Genomic DNA, 17,206 nt, shown 5'->3' on the forward strand with positions numbered 1-17,206 from the left:
AATTTGCCTGGCGGCTTTAGCGCGGTGGTCCCACCTGACCCCATGCCGAACTCAGAAGTGAAACGCCGTAGCGCCGATGGTAGTGTGGGGTCTCCCCATGTGAGAGTAGGGAACTGCCAGGCATCAATTAAGAAGAACCCCGTACCGGAAGGTGCGGGGTTTTTTGCTCTGGATTTTCGCGATCCCCCTCCCTGAAGCTTTCTCACCTTTCTCCTAATCCATTATCCTGCTAATAAAATATGTGATCATCGTCTCGTTGTTGTTTATAACAAAATAATAACATTTCATTTACGAAACAATCGAGTCAATACGGGTCTCAGTACGCCACTGTTTATGGCAGGAGTATAATCACAATGTCAGAAAGCATTACATCGCGCGGGACGCTGGTTAACAGTGATACCCGACGAAGGGTATGGGCTATTATTAGCGCTTCATCCGGGAACCTGGTTGAATGGTTCGACTTCTACGTCTACTCATTTTGTTCACTCTACTTCGCCCACATTTTCTTCCCGTCCGGGAACACAACGACTCAGCTACTTCAGACCGCTGGAGTTTTTGCCGCAGGGTTCTTAATGCGCCCAATTGGCGGCTGGTTATTCGGTCGTATTGCCGATCGTCGTGGACGTAAAACATCGATGCTGATCTCGGTCTGTATGATGTGTCTGGGATCGCTGGTGATAGCCTGTTTGCCCGGTTATGATGCCATTGGTACGTGGGCTCCAGCATTGCTGTTACTGGCTCGTTTATTCCAGGGACTGTCCGTTGGGGGAGAATATGGGACCAGTGCTACTTACATGAGTGAAATTGCAATCGAAGGTCGTAAAGGTTTTTACGCCTCTTTCCAGTACGTCACGCTCATCGGTGGACAACTTCTGGCCATCCTTGTTGTGGTGATCCTCCAGCAAATCCTGACCGACAGCCAGCTTCATGAATGGGGATGGCGAATTCCTTTCGCAATGGGGGCGGTGCTGGCGGTTGTTGCGCTTTGGCTGCGTCGCCAGTTAGATGAAACCTCGCAAAAAGAGGTCAGGACGCTGAAGGAAGCTGGATCGCTCAAAGGGCTATGGCGTAACCGCAAAGCGTTCCTGCTGGTTCTCGGTTTCACCGCTGGAGGCTCGCTCAGTTTTTACACTTTCACCACCTATATGCAAAAGTATCTGGTGAACACCACGGGAATGCACGCTAACGTCGCAAGCGTAGTGATGACTGCTGCGCTGTTTGTCTTTATGCTCATACAGCCAATTATCGGCGCACTTTCCGATAAAATAGGCCGTCGCACGTCGATGCTAATTTTTGGTGGACTGTCCACCTTATGTACCGTACCTATTTTGTCTGCGCTTCAGCATGTCTCCTCACCGTATGCAGCATTTGCCCTGGTCATGCTGGCAATGATGATTGTCAGTTTCTACACCTCAATCAGCGGGATACTGAAAGCGGAGATGTTCCCGGCACAGGTTCGTGCTCTGGGTGTAGGGCTTTCTTATGCAGTGGCGAACGCACTGTTTGGCGGGTCGGCTGAGTATGTTGCTCTGTCGCTTAAATCATGGGGAAGCGAAACGACATTCTTCTGGTACGTTACGGCGATGGGGGCGTTGGCTTTCATTGTATCCCTGATGCTTCATCGCAAGGGTAAAGGTATCCGCCTTTAGTAATGTGCCATCTGCCACACGGTATAGCCGGTGGTTGCGCCGGCGACATCCCAGGCAAAATCTTTCCAGCTCCAGCCGCTCCCTGCAGGGCGGCTATCCCAAATTTCTTTAGACGCCCCCAGGCTGATTGAGAACATCAGGCCGATGGCTGCGCTACGATCCCGGCTATAACCCTGGTGTTGCGCGTACTCATTACCTGCAGCGGACAACATAGCAGAAGCGATAAAGTGTTGCGCTTTATCCTGACCAGACCAGCTATCGTTAGCCATATGGCTGCATCCGGTCAGATAAAAGGTGGCTAGCAGGAGAGTGGTTCGCATTAACAGGCTCCATAAAAAAGCCCTGTCGATGACAGGGCCTGAGCATTACAGAATACGGCTGATAAGGCGGTCGATACGGATCCGCCGTAAACGACGAATCAGTTTACGGACTTTCACCGGATAATCGGCGATGCTCTGTAGATCGCGGTAATGACGAACCGTAGTCGTATGAGTGCGAATAAGTTCCAGCTCACGTTCACGCTTAGCGGCTAATTCATGTTTTGGATCGTGGATAAGAATGGCATTTTCCAGATCCAGACGCCAGGCGCGAGGGTTCAGGTTATTCCCGGTCAATAACATCCATTCATCATCGACCCACATTCCTTTGAGATGATAGGTGTTGTCATCATCTTTCCACAAACGAACAACCAACTGGTCGGTGTTCACATAATACTGTAAACGACTCAGGAAACGACGAAGGTTAATCTCATAGAGATAGGGCAGTGCACCGATGATTTTGAACGGTTGATCTTCCGGGATAAAGAAGTCATTTGCCGTTTTATCACCGACGATGATCTCTACCTTCTTACCATCACGCAGCAGCTGAATGATGTTGCGTACCAGAACGGCTGGAAGGTTAAAGTATGGCGTGCAGATGGTGAGTTTTTGCTCAGCGCACGGCATTAAATGGAAGATCGTTTTGTTCAGCAGGCTCGATTTACCTAACCCCACCAGTGGCGTAACGGATAACTCTTCGTTATTTGCATCACCCTGGAAGTAATAAACCGCGTCACGAAGCTCCTGTCGGAACGAGCGAACATCGTTTTTGATTTCCGGGCTCTTGGGGCGATGGGGATCATCAAGACGATTTACGCCGCGACCATGAACCAGGTTTTTATCAACCCAGTTAAACATGATATCGGCCATTTGCGGATTGCGGATCAGATGATAACGGTCATAACGGTATTTATCGAGCTGATGGAGGTAAACATCATTCAGGCTCGCGCCGCTATAGAGGACGCTATCATCGATGATAAATCCTTTGAAATGCAGTACGCCGAGCGCCTCACGGGTATTCACGGGGACGCCATAGACCGGAACATCGACGCCAGGGTTCTCCTGAGCCGTACGGCAATACCAGTCAGCATTTGTATTTGAAGCGACAGCGCCAATACGGCCACGCTGCGCGCGGTGCCAGTCAACCAGAACGCGTACATCCAGTTCCGGACGCTGACGTTTGGCCTCATAGAGCGCATTCAGGATCCCGCGCCCACCTTCATCTTGTTCAAGATACAGCGCGACAACGCAGATACGTCGCGTCGCACTGGCTATCTTTTCCAGAAGCATCTCCCGAAAATGAGCGGGAGCGTAAAAGAACTCTACATCATCAACTGACTGAGAAATCTTCGGTAGTTGAGCAAGGTGTTGTTGATGTTTATTACGCTTAAATTTTGACAACATCACAGTGCGTTTCTTCTCTGTTCATTGAAGGGTTGTCTGTACCATGCAAACAACATAAGCAGACAATGATACCACCAGTACCGTCCAAAGTGGTTAACATTTCCAGTAGCTTACTCTTGTTTGTCCGCTGATGTCAGCCTGAGCGACAGGGCAACAATCCCTTCGTCCAGTTGAATATCAACGTCAAATCCAAGTTTTCGCGCCAGGGTCACCATACCGCGATTGTTAGGCATAGTAATGCCATTCAGGCGTAACAATCCGTGATCGCGCGTATAACTGATGAGTTTTTCCAGCAGCCGCCGTCCCAGACCCAGACCTTTTAAATCAGAACGTACCAGCACGGCAAATTCCGCATCGACATTATCCGGGTCGGAAATAGCGCGCGTCACGCCGAGGATCTCATCTCCCTGATCGGTACGACGAACGGCCACAAACGCCATTTCTCGATCGTAGTCGATCTGGGTCATATTGGCTAAATCGTCATGGGTAAATTCATTGATTTCGCTAAAGTAGCGATAGTAAAGATCCTCTTTGGTGACCTGAGAGATAAACACCCGCAATTGCGGTTCGTCTTCCGGCAGGATGGGACGAAAGAGCGCACGCTCTCCGTTTTTCATCTCTACCCACTCTTCAAGTTGCAAAGGATACGGACGGATCGCGAGACGACTTTCTCTGTCTCCTTCGAAAGGCGCAATATCCAGCGTGACGTCCAGCGCCGTAAACTCATTGCCGGAGGCGAGCAGCGGATGAATGTCCAGCCGTTGGATCTCTGCGCAATCGACAATCAGGTTAGAAACCTGTACCAGAAACTGGCTTAACCCGGCAATATCGAGTGGACGCAGGGCACTTCGGCCACGGATTTTCTTGCTTTTTATCGCCTGAATAACCAGGTATCGCGCCAGGTTCATATTGAGCGGCGGTAAAGCGACCACCGCCTGTTCCTCTGGACGCCAGTCAACGCCGCCTTCTCCCAGCATGATGAGCGGACCAAATACGGGATCGTGCTCAACCACCACCCGCAGCTCCTGAGCACCCGCACGGTTGGCCATGCTCTGCACCAGTAGCCCGTGGATCCTCGCCTGTGGCCAGGCCATCTTAGCGCGATCGATAATGGCCTCTGCCGCCTGCTGCACTTCCGCCGCCGTGCGCAGGTACAACATCACCCCCTGAATATCCGACTTATGCGGGATATCGGGCGAGCGGAGCTTCAGGGCGACCGGGTAGCCAATCTGCTCGGCAATATGAACCGCTTCGGCACTGTCGCTGGCAATCCACGTTGGCAGCGTTTGCATCCCATAGCTGCCAAGAATAGGTTGCACCTCGTGAGTATCAAGCGACGTAGCGCCTTCTTCGATAGCCTGCTGTAACAGCCTGTGGACATCGACGGAATTCGCCATCAGGTTACCGGGTAATGCAGGCGTTTCACGCAGTTGCTTCTGGTTCCGGCGGTACTCCACCATATGCATAAATGCGGTAATGGTGCCTTCCGGCGTGCGATATGTTGGTAGCCCGGCTTCACTGAACAGACGTCGTGCCTCCTGAGAGGAAAATTCGCCGCACCAGTTGGTCAACAGGGTGACGTATTTACCGCGAGGATGGTTCCGTACTGCCTCAATCAGCGCACGCGCACTTTCACTGCCTGGTGCTACTGCGCTGGGTGAATGGATAATCATCAGCGCATCAAAGTCCTGGCTATCCAGTAAAATGGATATGGCCTTGATATAGCGTTCGCTGCTGGCATCATCTCGCAAATCGAGTGGGTTGCCGGGCGAAACGCTTGCCGGTAAAGCCTCACTCAGGCGCTGCAGCGTCTCTTCCCCCAGTGTTGCCAGCTTGCCATTGCGCAGCCATAGCTCATCCAGGGCCAGTGCTGCCGGGGCTGCACCATTGCTGACTATCATGAGTTTTTCGCCGCGTAACGGGCGCATATGGCTCAGCGTTTCAACTGCGGAAAAAAGCTCATGCGTATCCTGAACACGCAGCAAACCTGCACGCTGAATGGCGGCATCCCACGCAGGATCCATGCCTGAATGTGAGTGCAGAAGCCGTTGGGCGGCCGGGCTACGGCCGCTTTTGATAACCAGGATTGGCTTATTGCGGGACGCGCTACGTGATGCAGACACAAAACGGCGGGTATCACTGAGGTGCTCAAGATAGAGAAGAATGGCGCTGGTCTTGCTATCACGTGCCAGAAAATCCAGCAGTTCATCGACATCGATATCCAGGCTGTCACCCAGTGCGATGAAATAGGAAAACCCCATCTCCCTCTGTTGTGCCCAGTCGAGGATCGTGTTTGATACGGCGGCCGACTGGGAAATAAAGGCGAGTTTACCTTTGCTGATGGGTACCGGGGAGAAACTGGCATTCAGTCCCTGCCAGGGCGCGAGCAGACCCAGACTGTTGGGGCCAAGAATGCGCATCTGGTAGCGGCTGGCACATGCCAACAGCTCAGGTTGTTGTTCAGGAGGAGACGAAAGGATAATACAGGTTTTACATCCTTTCTTGCCAAGCGATTCCAGCAGCTCCGGATTACGTTTCGCGTGCGTACACAGAACGGCAAGGTCGGGTACAAAAGGCAGGCTTTGTACATCTGGCCATGCCAGTACACCCTGAACGGCTTTATACGTGGGCGTAACGGGCATGACGGGGCCATTAAATCCACCCGCCAGCAGGTTGCGCATCATCAGATAACCTGCGCGGTCTGGTTTCATTGATGCACCAATAACGGCAATGGATTTAGGACGTAATAGCGCTTCTAACCCTCGCTGGCTCATGCAACTCTCCTGTGAATGCAAGCGGCCTGATGATTTTAAACGTTTTCCGTCTCCGTTGCTGTGATGCTGCCCTTATGAACGGTTTTTCCCGCCAGATAGCGCTCACGGAAACAGGAGAAATGGTTGCCCAGTGCGCTGGCTGCGGTGGTGTCCCCAGCCAGATCCAGAAGCGCAATCGCCACTTCAGCCGTGCAATATTGACCGTCAGCATGGGCTTCACGTAAGCGATAGGTCGAGACCCGAGACAGATCCACTGAGATCACTGGTAGCGCATCAAGATACGGGCTTTTACGGAACATTTTGCGTGCTTCGGTCCAGGTGCCGTCCAGCATAATAAACAGCGGGGGTTTACCTGATGGCGGAGTGGAAAGCACCTGACGCTGTTCTCCGGCATAGGAGGCCGGAAAAACAACCATCGGCTGATAGTCCGGGCTGGCGACCAAATCGAGCAGCGCCTGAGGCGGCTCCGTGCGTGACCACTGAAATGCGGCGGTATCTGGCAGAATATCGGCGATAAGACGACCCGTATTGCTGGGTTTCATCGGTTCGGTATCGAACATGACCAGACAAAAACGGCTCTCCGCCGAGCTCGGGGCCAACGTCTCGCATAAACAAACTTTAAGCGGCAGCAGGCAGCGCTGGCAGCGGCGAATACGGTTGCCACGGGCAAGGAAAGGGCGAGTGGCGCGCGCAAGGCGTTCGGCACGTAGTTGAAGGACAGCGTTATCAGTCATGAGCGAAATACAGGGGGAAAACCCCATTTTCGCAGAGGCAGGAACGGGGCACAAGATGTGCCCCGCGAATGTTACAGCGATTCGTTTAACCAGCTTTCAAAAGGGGCCTTCGGTACTGCACCGTTAAGCATATCGATGACTTCACCATTCTTGAAAATCATAATGGTCGGGATGCTGCGAATGCCAAAACGCGCGCTGAGCTCGCGTTCCGCCTCGGTGTTCACTTTAACGAAACGCATCTTTCCGCTACGCTCTTCGGCGACATCTTCAAAGATGGGCGCAAAGCTACGACATGGGCCACACCACGGAGCCCAGAAATCGATAACCACAGGAAGATCGTCCTTGAGGAGTTTGTCCAGCGTAGCACCCGTAGCGTTAATGACATCACCATCAAACAATTCATGGCCACAACGCCCGCATTTCGCACCATCATCAATCCGATCGTCCGGAATGCGATTAAGAGCCTGACAGTTGGCACATACGGTATTCATAACTAACCTCTGATAGAGCCGTGGGACAGCGGCAGAACGCCGATAATGTTTCTAATATGTTACATATTATCAATGAGCCCGTGTGAAACGACAATGCGTTTTATTCAATGAGAACAATAGTCGCAGGCTTTTGTACGAAATTATGGCTATGCGCTGACACATCGGGTAATCTGCGCGCTTCGCGCAGCGCTGGTGGAGAAAAGCATGAACGACGAAATGAAAAACAAAAGCGGCAAGGTCAAAGTGATGTATGTCCGCAGTGATGATGACTCTGATAAACGCACCCAAAATCCGCGTACCGGAAAAGGTGGCGGGCGTCCGGCGTCTTCTCGTGCAGACGGTGGCCGTCGCCCCGCCCGCGATGACAGAAATAACCGCGGTGATGACCGCAAACGTGATGACCGTAAGCGTGACGATCGCAAACGCGATGACCGTCCACGTGATGACTTCTCACGTGATAACTCATCCCCGTGGCGTACCGTTTCTCGCGCCCCTGGCGATGAAACGCCAGAAAAAGCCGATCACGGCGGTATCAGCGGTAAGAGCTTTATCGACCCGGAAGTGCTGCGTCGTCAGCGTGCGGAAGAGACCCGTGTGTACGGCGAAAACGCCTGTCAGGCCCTGTTCCAGAGCCGTCCTGAATGCATCGTCCGTGCCTGGTTTATCCAGAGCGTAACCCCGCGCTTTAAAGAAGCGCTGCGCTGGATGGCGGCCAACCGTAAAGCCTACCATGTGGTTGACGATGCCGAACTGACCAAAGCGTCCGGCACTGAACACCACGGTGGCGTGTGCTTCCTGATCAAAAAACGTAACGGTACCACCGTTCAGCAGTGGGTCAGCCAGGCGGATGCCGATGACTGCGTACTGGCGCTGGAAGATGTGGGCAACCCGCATAACCTGGGCGCGATGATGCGTAGCTGTGCACACTTTGGCGTGAAAGGTGTACTGCTACAGGATGCTGCACTGCTGGAATCTGGTGCGGCGATCCGTACTGCCGAAGGTGGTGCTGAGCACGTACAACCGATCACCGGTGACAGCGTACTGGATGCCATTGAGCAGTTCCGTAAAGCGGGTTACTCCATCGTAACCACTTCCAGCCATGCCGGTACGCCGCTGTTTAAAGCAACGCTGCCGCGTAAAATGGTGCTGGTGTTAGGTCAGGAGCGCGATGGTCTGTCTGATGCTGCGCTGTCCAGTGCGGACCTGAGCGTCTCTATCGACGGAACTGGCAATGTGGAAAGTCTGAACGTTTCCGTGGCAACTGGCGTACTGCTGGCTGAATGGTGGCGTCAGAATAAAGCATAAGCATTTGTGCTTTTTGTATGCCCGGCTCTCCGGGCATACAAAACAAATTACTCGCTTTCAGCCGGTAGCACAGGCATCCAGTCAATCGGCGTTTCGCCACGTTTTTCCAGCCATTCATTCGCCAGTACAAAGTGATTACTGCCAAAGAAACCGCGATGCGCTGACAGCGGTGATGGGTGTGGTGCTTTCAGCACATGGTGACGCTGTCGGTCGATAATCGCCCCTTTTTTCTGCGCGTGAGAACCCCAGAGTAAAAATACTACCCCTTCACGATGTTCATTGATCAGGCTGATGACTTTATCGGTAAAGGTTTCCCAGCCCAGACTGGCGTGGGAATGGGCCTGACCTGCACGGACGGTTAATACGGTGTTCAATAACAGCACACCCTGGTGCGCCCAGCTTTCCAGATAACCATGATTTGGCCGGGTAAACCCGGGCAGGGTGCCTTCAAGCTCTTTATACATATTCAGAAGTGAAGGCGGAATGGCAATGCCCGGACGTACGGAAAACGCCAGACCATGCGCTTGTCCCGGCCCGTGATAAGGATCCTGTCCGAGGATAACCACCTTCACATCACTCAGTTCGGTATAGCGAAAGGCGTTAAAAACATCTTTTTGTGGCGGGTAAATTGTCTGGCCAGATTGCCGTTCAGCGGCAACGGTACTGAGGGTATTGATAAAATAGGGCTGCTGTTTCTCTGCTGCCAGCACGTCGTGCCATGTTAAAGGTGTTGTCATCTCGCTCTCCTGCGAATCTCAATCTGCGCTTAGCTTACCCGTTAAAACCCGGTGCGCAAAATTCCACGCTGAAAATGCGTCTAAGTGACTAAATTCATTTTGAAAATATACAAAATAAGTTGAATTGGTAAAGTGTCTAAATTGATCTGAAGCAATAAATTCAAACCACACTCTTTATGTGGTTGGTGTTTTTGTTGATTTAAATCAATAAATCACCCATGCCTGAATGATATATATACACACAAGCAACAATGGTTTTACCAATTGGCCGCGAGAGGCCGACACCCGTTACTGTAGCCTAAGGGAGGCATCACATGATTACAGGTATCCAGATTACTAAAGCTGCAAACGACGATCTGCTCAACTCTTTCTGGCTGCTGGACAGCGAGAAAGGTGAAGCACGCTGTGTAGTAGCAAAAGCAGGTTTTGCGGAAGATGAAATTGTGCCAGTCAGCAAACTGGGCGAAATTGAATACCGTGAAATCCCAATGGAAGTGAAACCGGAAGTGCGCGTAGAAGGTGGTCAGCACCTGAACGTTAACGTTCTGCGCCGCGAAACCCTGATGGATGCCGTTGAGCACCCAGAAAAATATCCGCAGCTGACTATCCGTGTTTCTGGTTATGCGGTACGTTTCAACTCTCTGACCCCGGAACAGCAGCGCGATGTTATCGCGCGTACCTTTACTGAAAGCCTGTAAGGTTTCAGCCACGGGGGCGAAATAAAAAAGCCGGGAATTTCCCGGCTTTTTTTTTACTCTTCTGTTTTCGTCTCTGGTGCAGCAGCACTTGGCTTACGGCGCTTACCAATGTTCTTGGTATCGCGGTGGCGTTGTTTAACGCGCGGCTTCTCTTTTTCTTTCTCTTTCTTCTCAGCACGTTTGGCGAGCGCTTTCTTGGACGGTTTACCCGTCATTTTTTCGCTCGGGGCACGTGTGGTCGGACGAAGCTCACTGATAACGCGGGCCTTCAGCGGCTCATCAACATAGCGGCCAATTTTCTGCAGCAGCAGGAAATCATGTGCTTCGACCAGAGAAATAGCGATACCTTTGCGGCCTGCACGACCGGTACGGCCAATGCGGTGCAGATAGGTGTCACCGCTGCGCGGCATATCGAAGTTAATCACATGGCTGACATCCGGAATATCGATCCCGCGAGCAGCAACGTCGGTGGCGACCAGCACGTTTACGCGACCATCGGTCAGACGCTTGATGCCTTCGGTACGCTTAACCTGCGCCATCTCGCCTTCAAGGTAGCAGTTGTTGATCCCTGCATTACGTAGCATTTCAGCCAGTTCGTGCACACGCTCGCGCTTACGCACGAATACGATGGTGCGAGTCGCGTCTTCTTGCTTCAGCAAATGCTTGAGCAGCTCAACTTTGTGTTCCAGATCATCCGCGCGGTAGTACCACTGGTGGATCTTCTTGCGCTCACGAGTGGAAGGGGTTGCAGATACCTCCACCGGATCTTCCAACAGGCGCTCTGCGAAATCTTTAATCGCTTCCCCTTCCAGGGTGGCAGAGAACAGCATTGTCTGGTTACGCCAGCGCGTTTCACCCGCGATGTGTTCGATATCCTGGGCAAAGCCCATGTCCAGCATACGGTCGGCTTCGTCGAGGATCAGCGTTTCAACCGCGCGGCAGTCGAAGTTCTCTTCTTTAATGTACTGCAGCAGACGGCCAGTCGTCGCCACGACGATGTCCTGGTTCTCACTGAACACTTCAGCGTGGTTCATATACGCAACACCGCCGGTAATGGTGGCGATATCAAGATGGGTATTCGCAGCCAGTTCACGCGCGTGTTCGGCAACCTGCATTGCCAGTTCACGAGTAGGCGTCAGGATCAAAATGCGCGGTGGGCCTGATTTTTTGCGAGGGAAATCGAGCAAATGCTGCAAGACAGGCAGCAAGTAGGCTGCTGTTTTCCCCGTGCCGGTTGGCGCAGAACCGAGCACATCGCGGCCCTCAAGCGCAGGCGGAATGGCCGCTGCCTGAATGGCGGTCGGGCGTGTAAAGCCTTTGCTCTCAAGAGCATTGAGCAGGCTTTCATCGAGTTCAAGTTCGGAAAAAGTCGTTACAGTCATGTTCTACCTCTGTGTGGGGCGCTGATTATAGACGTTACGGCTGTAATCTTCATCTGTTTGTATGGATATCGCTTTGCGACCACTTCGCTTTCCCCTATGCTACTCCAGTTTCACTTAGAAGGTTGCCCTGACATGTCTCAACTCAAAGCGCAGTTGCGCCGCGATGGTTTTACGTTTAAACAATTTTTTGTGGCTCACGATCGCTGTGCGATGAAAGTCGGCACAGATGGTATTTTACTGGGAGCATGGGCACCTGTCGCAGGTGTTAAACGTATCCTGGATATCGGCACCGGCAGCGGCCTGTTGGCCTTAATGCTGGCGCAGCGCACGGAAGAACACGTTACTATTGATGCCGTTGAGCTGGATGTACAGGCCGCAGGGCAGGCGAGCGAAAATGCGGATGAATCGCCGTGGGCCGCCCGGATTAAGGTTGAGTGCGCGGATGTGCTGGTCTGGGCACCAGAACAAACAGCCCGTTACGATCTTATCGTCAGTAACCCGCCATACTATGAGCCAGGTGTCGAGTGCGGTTCGCCGGAACGCGAGCAGGCGCGCTATACCGGTTCGCTCGATCATAAGGCGCTGTTAACCAGTGCGGCAGAGTTGATCTCCGAAGAGGGATTTTTCTGCGTGGTTCTGCCAGAAAATACCGGTAACACGTTTATTGGGATTGCGCGGGAGATCGGCTGGAACTTACGTTTACGAACCGATATTTCGGACACCGAAGGACGCTTACCTCACCGCGTGCTGCTGGCACTTTCACCACAAGAAGGGGAGTGCTTTAACGACAGGATGGTGATCCGTGGGCCAGACCAGCGTTACTCCGAAGATTACACTGCTCTGACCCAGGCGTTTTATCTGTTTATGTGAACCTGCGGGGACAAAATCGACGGACCGGATCCCGCCAGTTGGTCGGGGTAGTCCAGGGTATAGTGTAGGCCGCGGCTCTCTTTACGCATCATCGCGCAGCGAACAATCAGCTCGGCTACCTGCACCAGGTTGCGCAGCTCCAGCAGATTATTGGATACACGGAAGTTGGCGTAATATTCATCAATTTCTTGCTGTAGCATTGTGATGCGGCGTAATGCGCGTTCAAGACGTTTAGTGGTGCGTACGATGCCAACGTAGTCCCACATAAACAACCTCAGCTCGTGCCAGTTATGCTGAATCACGACCAGCTCATCCGGGTTCTCTACACGGCTTTCATCCCAGGCGGGTAAACGCGAAGTCTGGCGGGTATATGGAATGCGTTTGGCAATATCTTCCGATGCAGACCATCCATAAACCAGACATTCCAGCAGCGAGTTTGATGCCATACGGTTTGCACCATGCAGCCCGGTGTAGCTTACCTCACCAATGGCATACAGACCATCCACGTCGGTACGACCGTGATCGTCAACCATCACACCACCACAGGTATAGTGAGCTGCGGGAACGATGGGAACGGGATCGCGAGTCAGATCAATACCCAGACCCAGCAGTTTTTCGTAAATCATCGGGAAGTGCTGGCGGATGAACTCGGCCGGTTTATGGCTGATGTCCAGATACATACAATCCACGCCAAGACGTTTCATCTCGTGGTCGATAGCGCGGGCAACGATATCACGCGGTGCAAGTTCGCCCCGGGCGTCAAAGTCCGGCATAAAGCGGGAACCATCCGGGCGTTTCAGATAAGCCCCTTCGCCACGCAGGGCTTCCGTCAGTAAGAAATTGCGAGCCTGCGGATGGAAGAGTGCCGTCGGGTGGAACTGGTTGAACTCCAGGTTCGCCACGCGGCAACCGGCGCGCCAGGCCATTGCGATACCGTCACCGGAGGCAATATCCGGGTTGGTGGTGTATTGATACACTTTGGAGGCCCCGCCAGTGGCCAGCACAACGGCTTTTGCCTGACAGGTTTCGACCTTCTCTTTATTGCGATTCCAGACCCAGGCTCCCACCACACGACGCGTGCCGGGCAGACCAATCTTGTCGGAAATGATCAGGTCAACGGCATTACTCCGCTCCAGAACCTGAATATTAGGATGGCTAAGCGCTTTACTGACCAGCGTGGTTTCAACCTCTTTCCCTGTGGCATCTGCAGCGTGCAGGATACGACGGTGGCTATGCCCACCTTCACGGGTAAGGTGATAGCTCTCTTCACCGTTTGGCTGAACCTGGGTATCGAACAATACCCCCTGGTCGATAAGCCACTGCACGCAGTGGCGGGCGTTGCTGGCGACAAACTCGGCGGCATGTTCGTCCACGATCCCGGCTCCGGCGATCAGCGTATCTTCTACGTGTGACGCAATGCTGTCTGTTTCATCAAACACGGCAGCAATACCGCCCTGGGCGTAAAAAGTGGAGCCTTCGCTCATTGGCCCTTTGCTCAGAACGATAACGCTCTGATGCTCGGCCAGACGCAGCGCCAGTGAGAGACCGGCAGCACCGCTGCCGATGATCAGTACATCGCAATGAAGTTCGGGTGTTGTGTTCATTATGTTTGTTTAATTTACTAAACATTGTTTGGTCAGAATAGCACCTGAATGCGAGATATCGCACGTTTTTTTTGATTTTTGTTGTAATGGCTAAACTTGTTGCAGGGGGATTAAAAAGAGGTAAAAGAACGAAAATATTTTGCGAAGCAGATCGTTAGCTTCAGATTTTGTGGTGAAATAAAGCCCGTGTTGCGTTACTCTTTCGGCGGGAAATTTGATGTTTCTTGTCAGAAAGTGGGTACGTATCGTGAACAGACTTATAATGAGAGAAAATGAATGGTCTGCGGCGCGATGAACAAAAACAAAGGCGTGACGGAACTTATTGAAGAACAGACACTCTAACTCGGTGCTTGCTCAAAGTGCGGTATTTTTAGAGTGGCGTTTCGATAACGCGTGGAATTTAGGTTTGGGGAGACATTACCTCGGATGAGCGAGCAGTTAACGGACCAGGTCCTGGTTGAACGGGTCCAGAAGGGAGATCAGAAAGCCTTTAACTTACTGGTAGTGCGCTACCAGCATAAAGTGGCGAGCCTGGTTTCCCGCTATGTGCCGTCAGGTGATGTGCCTGATGTTGTGCAAGAGTCTTTTATTAAGGCCTATCGTGCGCTGGATTCGTTCCGGGGAGATAGTGCTTTTTATACCTGGCTGTACCGTATTGCGGTGAATACAGCAAAGAATTATCTGGTCGCTCAGGGCCGTCGTCCACCGTCAAGTGATGTGGACGCCATCGACGCCGAGAACTTTGAAAGTGGCGGTGCATTGAAAGAAATTTCGAACCCTGAGAACTTAATGTTGTCAGAAGAACTGAGACAAATCGTTTTTCGCACGATCGAGTCGCTCCCGGAAGATTTACGCATGGCAATTACGTTGCGGGAGCTGGATGGTCTGAGCTATGAAGAGATAGCCGCTATCATGGATTGTCCGGTCGGCACGGTACGTTCACGAATATTCCGTGCGCGAGAAGCTATTGATAATAAAGTTCAACCGCTTATCAGGCGTTGACGATAGCGGGATACTGGAAAAGGTATTAGGCATGCAGAAAGAAAAACTTTCCGCTTTAATGGATGGTGAAACGCTGGATAGTGAGCTGCTCAACGAGCTGTCCCATTCTCCCGAGATGCAAGAGACCTGGGAGAGCTATCATCTCATCCGTGACACACTGCGCGGTGACACTGGCGAGGTTCTCCATTTCGATATCTCAGCCCGCGTAATGGCGGCTATTGAGAACGAGCCTGTTCATCAAACCACACCGCTGATCCCTGAAGCTCAGCCTGCGCCTCACCAGTGGCAGAAAATGCCGTTCTGGCAAAAGGTGCGTCCGTGGGCCAGTCAACTTACCCAAATGGGTGTGGCTGCATGCGTATCGCTTGCAGTTATCGTTGGCGTCCAGCACTATAATACTCAGTCTGAAACTAACCAGCAGCCAGAAGCGCCAGTGTTTAATACACTGCCGATGATGGGCAAAGCCAGCCCGGTAAGCCTGGGTGTTCCGGCTGATGCCTCCGCCAGTGGTGGTCAGCAACAGCAGGTTCAGGAGCAACGCCGTCGCATTAATGCGATGTTGCAGGATTACGAGTTGCAGCGTCGTCTGCACTCTGAACAGCTTCAGTTTGAGCAGGCACAAACCCAGCAGGCCGCTGTGCAGGTGCCAGGAAACCAAACTTTAGGAACGCAATCGCAGTAATGAAGCAACTTTGGTTCGCCATGTCTCTGATGGCGGGTAGCCTGTTCTTCTCTGCCAACGCCTCGGCTGATGTTTCATCCGGGGCGTTGTTGCAGCAAATGAATCTGGCCAGCCAGTCACTCAATTACGAGTTGGCATTTATCAGCATCAATAAGCAGGGTGTCGAGTCGTTACGCTATCGGCATGCCCGCCTTGATAACCAGCCTCTCGCCCAGCTTTTACAGATGGATGGCCCGCGCCGGGAAGTTGTCCAGCGTGGCAAAGAAATCAGCTATTTCGAGCCAGGCCTGGAACCTTTCACGCTGAATGGCGACTATATTGTCGATTCTCTGCCATCACTCATCTACACCGATTTTAAACGTCTTGCCCCTTACTACGATTTTATCTCGGTAGGGCGTACGCGCATTGCGGACAGACTGTGTGAAGTCATTCGCGTTGTCGCGCGTGACGGTACGCGCTACAGCTATATCGTCTGGATTGATGCCGAGACGAAGCTGCCAATGCGCGTTGACCTGCTTGATCGTGATGGTGAAACGCTGGAACAGTTCCGGGTGATCTCCTTTACCATTAACAATCAGGTGGGGAGCAGCATGCAGAATCTGGCGAAAGCCAGCTTACCGCCGCTTTTGTCCGTGCCTGCGGGAGATTCCATTAATTTCAACTGGGTACCATCCTGGATCCCACAAGGGTTTAGCGAAATCTCCAGCAGCCGTCGCCAGTTACCGACCATTGAAACACCGGTTGAATCGCGCCTCTATTCCGATGGTTTGTTCAGCTTCTCGGTGAACATCAACCGCGCAACGGCAAACAGCACTGAACAAATTCTCCGTACCGGGCGTCGGACGGTTAGCACGACGGTACGCGATAATGCAGAAATCACCATTGTCGGCGAATTACCGCCGCAAACCGCGAAGCGCATTTCTGACAGCATTAAATTCAGGGCCGGACAATGATTAAAGAGTGGGCCACGGTCGTATCGTGGCAGGACGGCGTTGCGCTGGTGAGCTGTGATGTAAAAGCTTCATGCAATAGCTGTGCGTCCAGAGCCGGCTGTGGAAGTCGCGTGCTGAATAAACTTGGACCGCAGACTTCGCACACGCTCTCTGTGTCGAGCGAACAGCCGCTGGTGGCAGGGCAAAAAGTGGAACTGGGTATTGCTGAAGGTAGTCTGCTCAGTTCCGCCATGCTGGTTTACCTCTCCCCACTGGTGGGGTTGTTCGTGATGGGGGGGATCTTCCAGATGCTGTTTGGCACCGATGTAGCCGCTATGTGCGGTGCTGCGTTGGGGGGCGTTGGCGGATTTTGGCTTGCCAAAGGTTTCTCCCCTAAGCTTGCCGCTCGTGAAGAGTGGCAACCCGTCATTCTTAGCGTTGCGCTGGCTCCAGACCAACTTCGTGTCGAAACGCTCTCTTCTGAGGCCCGGTGATCCACCGGGCTTTATCATTATTTACATCTCAAAAATGAAAACGACGTTTCTTCACGCTATACCTGGCTCTAAGTGCATTTCCAGGTTACAGGTATGTAGTGTAGAATGCTGCGTTTTCGCACTGAAAAACG

The 17,206-nt window shown here is 52.6% G+C and carries 17 protein-coding genes and 1 rRNA gene; 10 read left to right on the forward strand and 8 right to left on the reverse strand.

The features are described from left to right. Window positions 1-6 precede the first annotated feature (6 nt). Window positions 7-122, forward strand: a 5S ribosomal RNA gene (rrf, locus tag ACHHZ6_RS12680). 231 nt (window positions 123-353) lie between these two features. Then, window positions 354-1,649 (forward strand): MFS transporter, encoded by a 1,296-nt coding sequence (locus ACHHZ6_RS12685; protein WP_182272336.1) that lies wholly within the window; start codon window positions 354-356, stop codon window positions 1,647-1,649. Here ACHHZ6_RS12685 and ACHHZ6_RS12690 read toward each other — a convergent pair. The 5 genes from ACHHZ6_RS12690 to trxC form a co-directional block, all read right to left on the reverse strand. After that, window positions 1,646-1,969: a YfiM family lipoprotein gene (locus tag ACHHZ6_RS12690; protein WP_182272335.1), complete on the reverse strand. Its 324-nt coding sequence runs from the start codon at window positions 1,967-1,969 to the stop codon at window positions 1,646-1,648. The two genes, ACHHZ6_RS12685 and ACHHZ6_RS12690, sit on opposite strands and share 4 nt — an antisense overlap. 45 nt (window positions 1,970-2,014) lie before the next feature. Next, window positions 2,015-3,370 carry a CDP-diacylglycerol--serine O-phosphatidyltransferase gene (gene pssA / locus ACHHZ6_RS12695; RefSeq protein WP_182274559.1) on the reverse strand — a complete coding sequence of 452 codons (1,356 nt, stop codon included), beginning with the start codon at window positions 3,368-3,370 and terminating at the stop codon, window positions 2,015-2,017. Between the two features lie 110 nt (window positions 3,371-3,480). After that, entirely contained in the window at window positions 3,481-6,144 is a 2,664-nt protein-coding gene (gene pat, locus ACHHZ6_RS12700) for a protein lysine acetyltransferase (protein WP_395122291.1), read from the reverse strand. Window positions 6,145-6,179: 35 nt separating this feature from the next. Then, on the reverse strand, window positions 6,180-6,878 hold the full coding sequence (gene tapT, locus ACHHZ6_RS12705; protein ID WP_182272333.1) for a tRNA-uridine aminocarboxypropyltransferase: 699 nt from the start codon (window positions 6,876-6,878) through the stop codon (window positions 6,180-6,182). A 71-nt stretch (window positions 6,879-6,949) separates the two neighbouring features. Further along, window positions 6,950-7,369: a thioredoxin TrxC gene (trxC, locus tag ACHHZ6_RS12710; protein ID WP_182272332.1), complete on the reverse strand. Its 420-nt coding sequence runs from the start codon at window positions 7,367-7,369 to the stop codon at window positions 6,950-6,952. Between the two features lie 204 nt (window positions 7,370-7,573). On the opposite strand from trxC, the gene ACHHZ6_RS12715 reads away from it, so the two are divergent. Next, the gene (locus ACHHZ6_RS12715; RefSeq protein ID WP_182272331.1) at window positions 7,574-8,674 is read left to right on the forward strand and encodes a tRNA/rRNA methyltransferase; all 1,101 of its coding nucleotides are present in this window, start codon (window positions 7,574-7,576) and stop codon (window positions 8,672-8,674) included. A 47-nt stretch (window positions 8,675-8,721) separates the two neighbouring features. Here ACHHZ6_RS12715 and ung read toward each other — a convergent pair whose 3' ends face one another. Continuing rightward, entirely contained in the window at window positions 8,722-9,411 is a 690-nt protein-coding gene (ung, locus tag ACHHZ6_RS12720; RefSeq protein WP_182272330.1) for a uracil-DNA glycosylase, read from the reverse strand. Window positions 9,412-9,725: 314 nt separating this feature from the next. On the opposite strand from ung, the gene grcA reads away from it, so the two are divergent. Then, complete coding sequence (gene grcA, locus ACHHZ6_RS12725) at window positions 9,726-10,109, forward strand: autonomous glycyl radical cofactor GrcA (RefSeq protein WP_182918797.1); 384 nt, start codon at window positions 9,726-9,728, stop codon at window positions 10,107-10,109. Window positions 10,110-10,162: 53 nt separating this feature from the next. On the opposite strand, the gene srmB is transcribed toward grcA, so the two are convergent. Then, the gene (srmB, locus tag ACHHZ6_RS12730; protein WP_182272328.1) at window positions 10,163-11,491 is read right to left on the reverse strand and encodes an ATP-dependent RNA helicase SrmB; all 1,329 of its coding nucleotides are present in this window, start codon (window positions 11,489-11,491) and stop codon (window positions 10,163-10,165) included. A 132-nt stretch (window positions 11,492-11,623) separates the two neighbouring features. On the opposite strand from srmB, the gene ACHHZ6_RS12735 reads away from it, so the two are divergent. Further along, window positions 11,624-12,361, forward strand: coding sequence for a tRNA1(Val) (adenine(37)-N6)-methyltransferase (locus ACHHZ6_RS12735; RefSeq protein ID WP_182272327.1), 738 nt, complete (start codon window positions 11,624-11,626; stop codon window positions 12,359-12,361). On the opposite strand, the gene nadB is transcribed toward ACHHZ6_RS12735, so the two are convergent. Next, window positions 12,346-13,965, reverse strand: coding sequence for an L-aspartate oxidase (gene nadB, locus ACHHZ6_RS12740; protein WP_182272326.1), 1,620 nt, complete (start codon window positions 13,963-13,965; stop codon window positions 12,346-12,348). The two genes, ACHHZ6_RS12735 and nadB, sit on opposite strands and share 16 nt — an antisense overlap. Window positions 13,966-14,311: 346 nt before the next feature. Between nadB and rseD the strand changes: the two genes are divergently transcribed. From rseD to rseC, 5 genes are read left to right on the forward strand one after another with little or no spacing between them, the layout of a single operon-like run. Further along, entirely contained in the window at window positions 14,312-14,395 is an 84-nt protein-coding gene (gene rseD, locus ACHHZ6_RS12745; RefSeq protein WP_223605340.1) for a rpoE leader peptide RseD, read from the forward strand. Beyond that, window positions 14,392-14,967: an RNA polymerase sigma factor RpoE gene (gene rpoE / locus ACHHZ6_RS12750; RefSeq protein WP_006176728.1), complete on the forward strand. Its 576-nt coding sequence runs from the start codon at window positions 14,392-14,394 to the stop codon at window positions 14,965-14,967. The genes rseD and rpoE overlap by 4 nt, the downstream gene beginning before the upstream one ends. Before the next feature lie 31 nt (window positions 14,968-14,998). Beyond that, window positions 14,999-15,649 (forward strand): anti-sigma-E factor RseA, encoded by a 651-nt coding sequence (gene rseA / locus ACHHZ6_RS12755; RefSeq protein WP_014832926.1) that lies wholly within the window; start codon window positions 14,999-15,001, stop codon window positions 15,647-15,649. Further along, entirely contained in the window at window positions 15,649-16,602 is a 954-nt protein-coding gene (rseB, locus tag ACHHZ6_RS12760; RefSeq protein ID WP_182272325.1) for a sigma-E factor regulatory protein RseB, read from the forward strand. Before rseA ends, rseB begins: the two co-directional genes overlap by 1 nt. After that, window positions 16,599-17,075: a SoxR-reducing system protein RseC gene (rseC, locus tag ACHHZ6_RS12765; RefSeq protein WP_182272324.1), complete on the forward strand. Its 477-nt coding sequence runs from the start codon at window positions 16,599-16,601 to the stop codon at window positions 17,073-17,075. The genes rseB and rseC overlap by 4 nt, the downstream gene beginning before the upstream one ends. Window positions 17,076-17,206: the final 131 nt, after the last annotated feature.

The organism is Enterobacter cloacae complex sp. 2024EL-00214 (assembly GCF_043945575.1).
GTDB classification, from domain to species: Bacteria; Pseudomonadota; Gammaproteobacteria; order Enterobacterales; family Enterobacteriaceae; genus Enterobacter; species Enterobacter cloacae_P.

What these genes read in the sequence shown, in the direction of transcription:
- ACHHZ6_RS12685 (WP_182272336.1), top strand. Translation starts at nt 354, where the DNA reads ATGTCAGAAAGCATTACATCGCGCGGGACGCTGGTTAACAGTGATACC.
- rseC (WP_182272324.1), top strand. Translation starts at nt 16,599, where the DNA reads ATGATTAAAGAGTGGGCCACGGTCGTATCGTGGCAGGACGGCGTTGCG.
- ACHHZ6_RS12715 (WP_182272331.1), top strand. Translation starts at nt 7,574, where the DNA reads ATGAACGACGAAATGAAAAACAAAAGCGGCAAGGTCAAAGTGATGTAT.
- srmB (WP_182272328.1), bottom strand. Translation starts at nt 11,491, where the DNA reads ATGACTGTAACGACTTTTTCCGAACTTGAACTCGATGAAAGCCTGCTC.
- tapT (WP_182272333.1), bottom strand. Translation starts at nt 6,878, where the DNA reads ATGACTGATAACGCTGTCCTTCAACTACGTGCCGAACGCCTTGCGCGC.
- rpoE (WP_006176728.1), top strand. Translation starts at nt 14,392, where the DNA reads ATGAGCGAGCAGTTAACGGACCAGGTCCTGGTTGAACGGGTCCAGAAG.
- rseB (WP_182272325.1), top strand. Translation starts at nt 15,649, where the DNA reads ATGAAGCAACTTTGGTTCGCCATGTCTCTGATGGCGGGTAGCCTGTTC.
- pssA (WP_182274559.1), bottom strand. Translation starts at nt 3,370, where the DNA reads ATGTTGTCAAAATTTAAGCGTAATAAACATCAACAACACCTTGCTCAA.
- pat (WP_395122291.1), bottom strand. Translation starts at nt 6,144, where the DNA reads ATGAGCCAGCGAGGGTTAGAAGCGCTATTACGTCCTAAATCCATTGCC.
- ung (WP_182272330.1), bottom strand. Translation starts at nt 9,411, where the DNA reads ATGACAACACCTTTAACATGGCACGACGTGCTGGCAGCAGAGAAACAG.
- trxC (WP_182272332.1), bottom strand. Translation starts at nt 7,369, where the DNA reads ATGAATACCGTATGTGCCAACTGTCAGGCTCTTAATCGCATTCCGGAC.
- grcA (WP_182918797.1), top strand. Translation starts at nt 9,726, where the DNA reads ATGATTACAGGTATCCAGATTACTAAAGCTGCAAACGACGATCTGCTC.
- ACHHZ6_RS12735 (WP_182272327.1), top strand. Translation starts at nt 11,624, where the DNA reads ATGTCTCAACTCAAAGCGCAGTTGCGCCGCGATGGTTTTACGTTTAAA.
- ACHHZ6_RS12690 (WP_182272335.1), bottom strand. Translation starts at nt 1,969, where the DNA reads ATGCGAACCACTCTCCTGCTAGCCACCTTTTATCTGACCGGATGCAGC.
- nadB (WP_182272326.1), bottom strand. Translation starts at nt 13,965, where the DNA reads ATGAACACAACACCCGAACTTCATTGCGATGTACTGATCATCGGCAGC.
- rseA (WP_014832926.1), top strand. Translation starts at nt 14,999, where the DNA reads ATGCAGAAAGAAAAACTTTCCGCTTTAATGGATGGTGAAACGCTGGAT.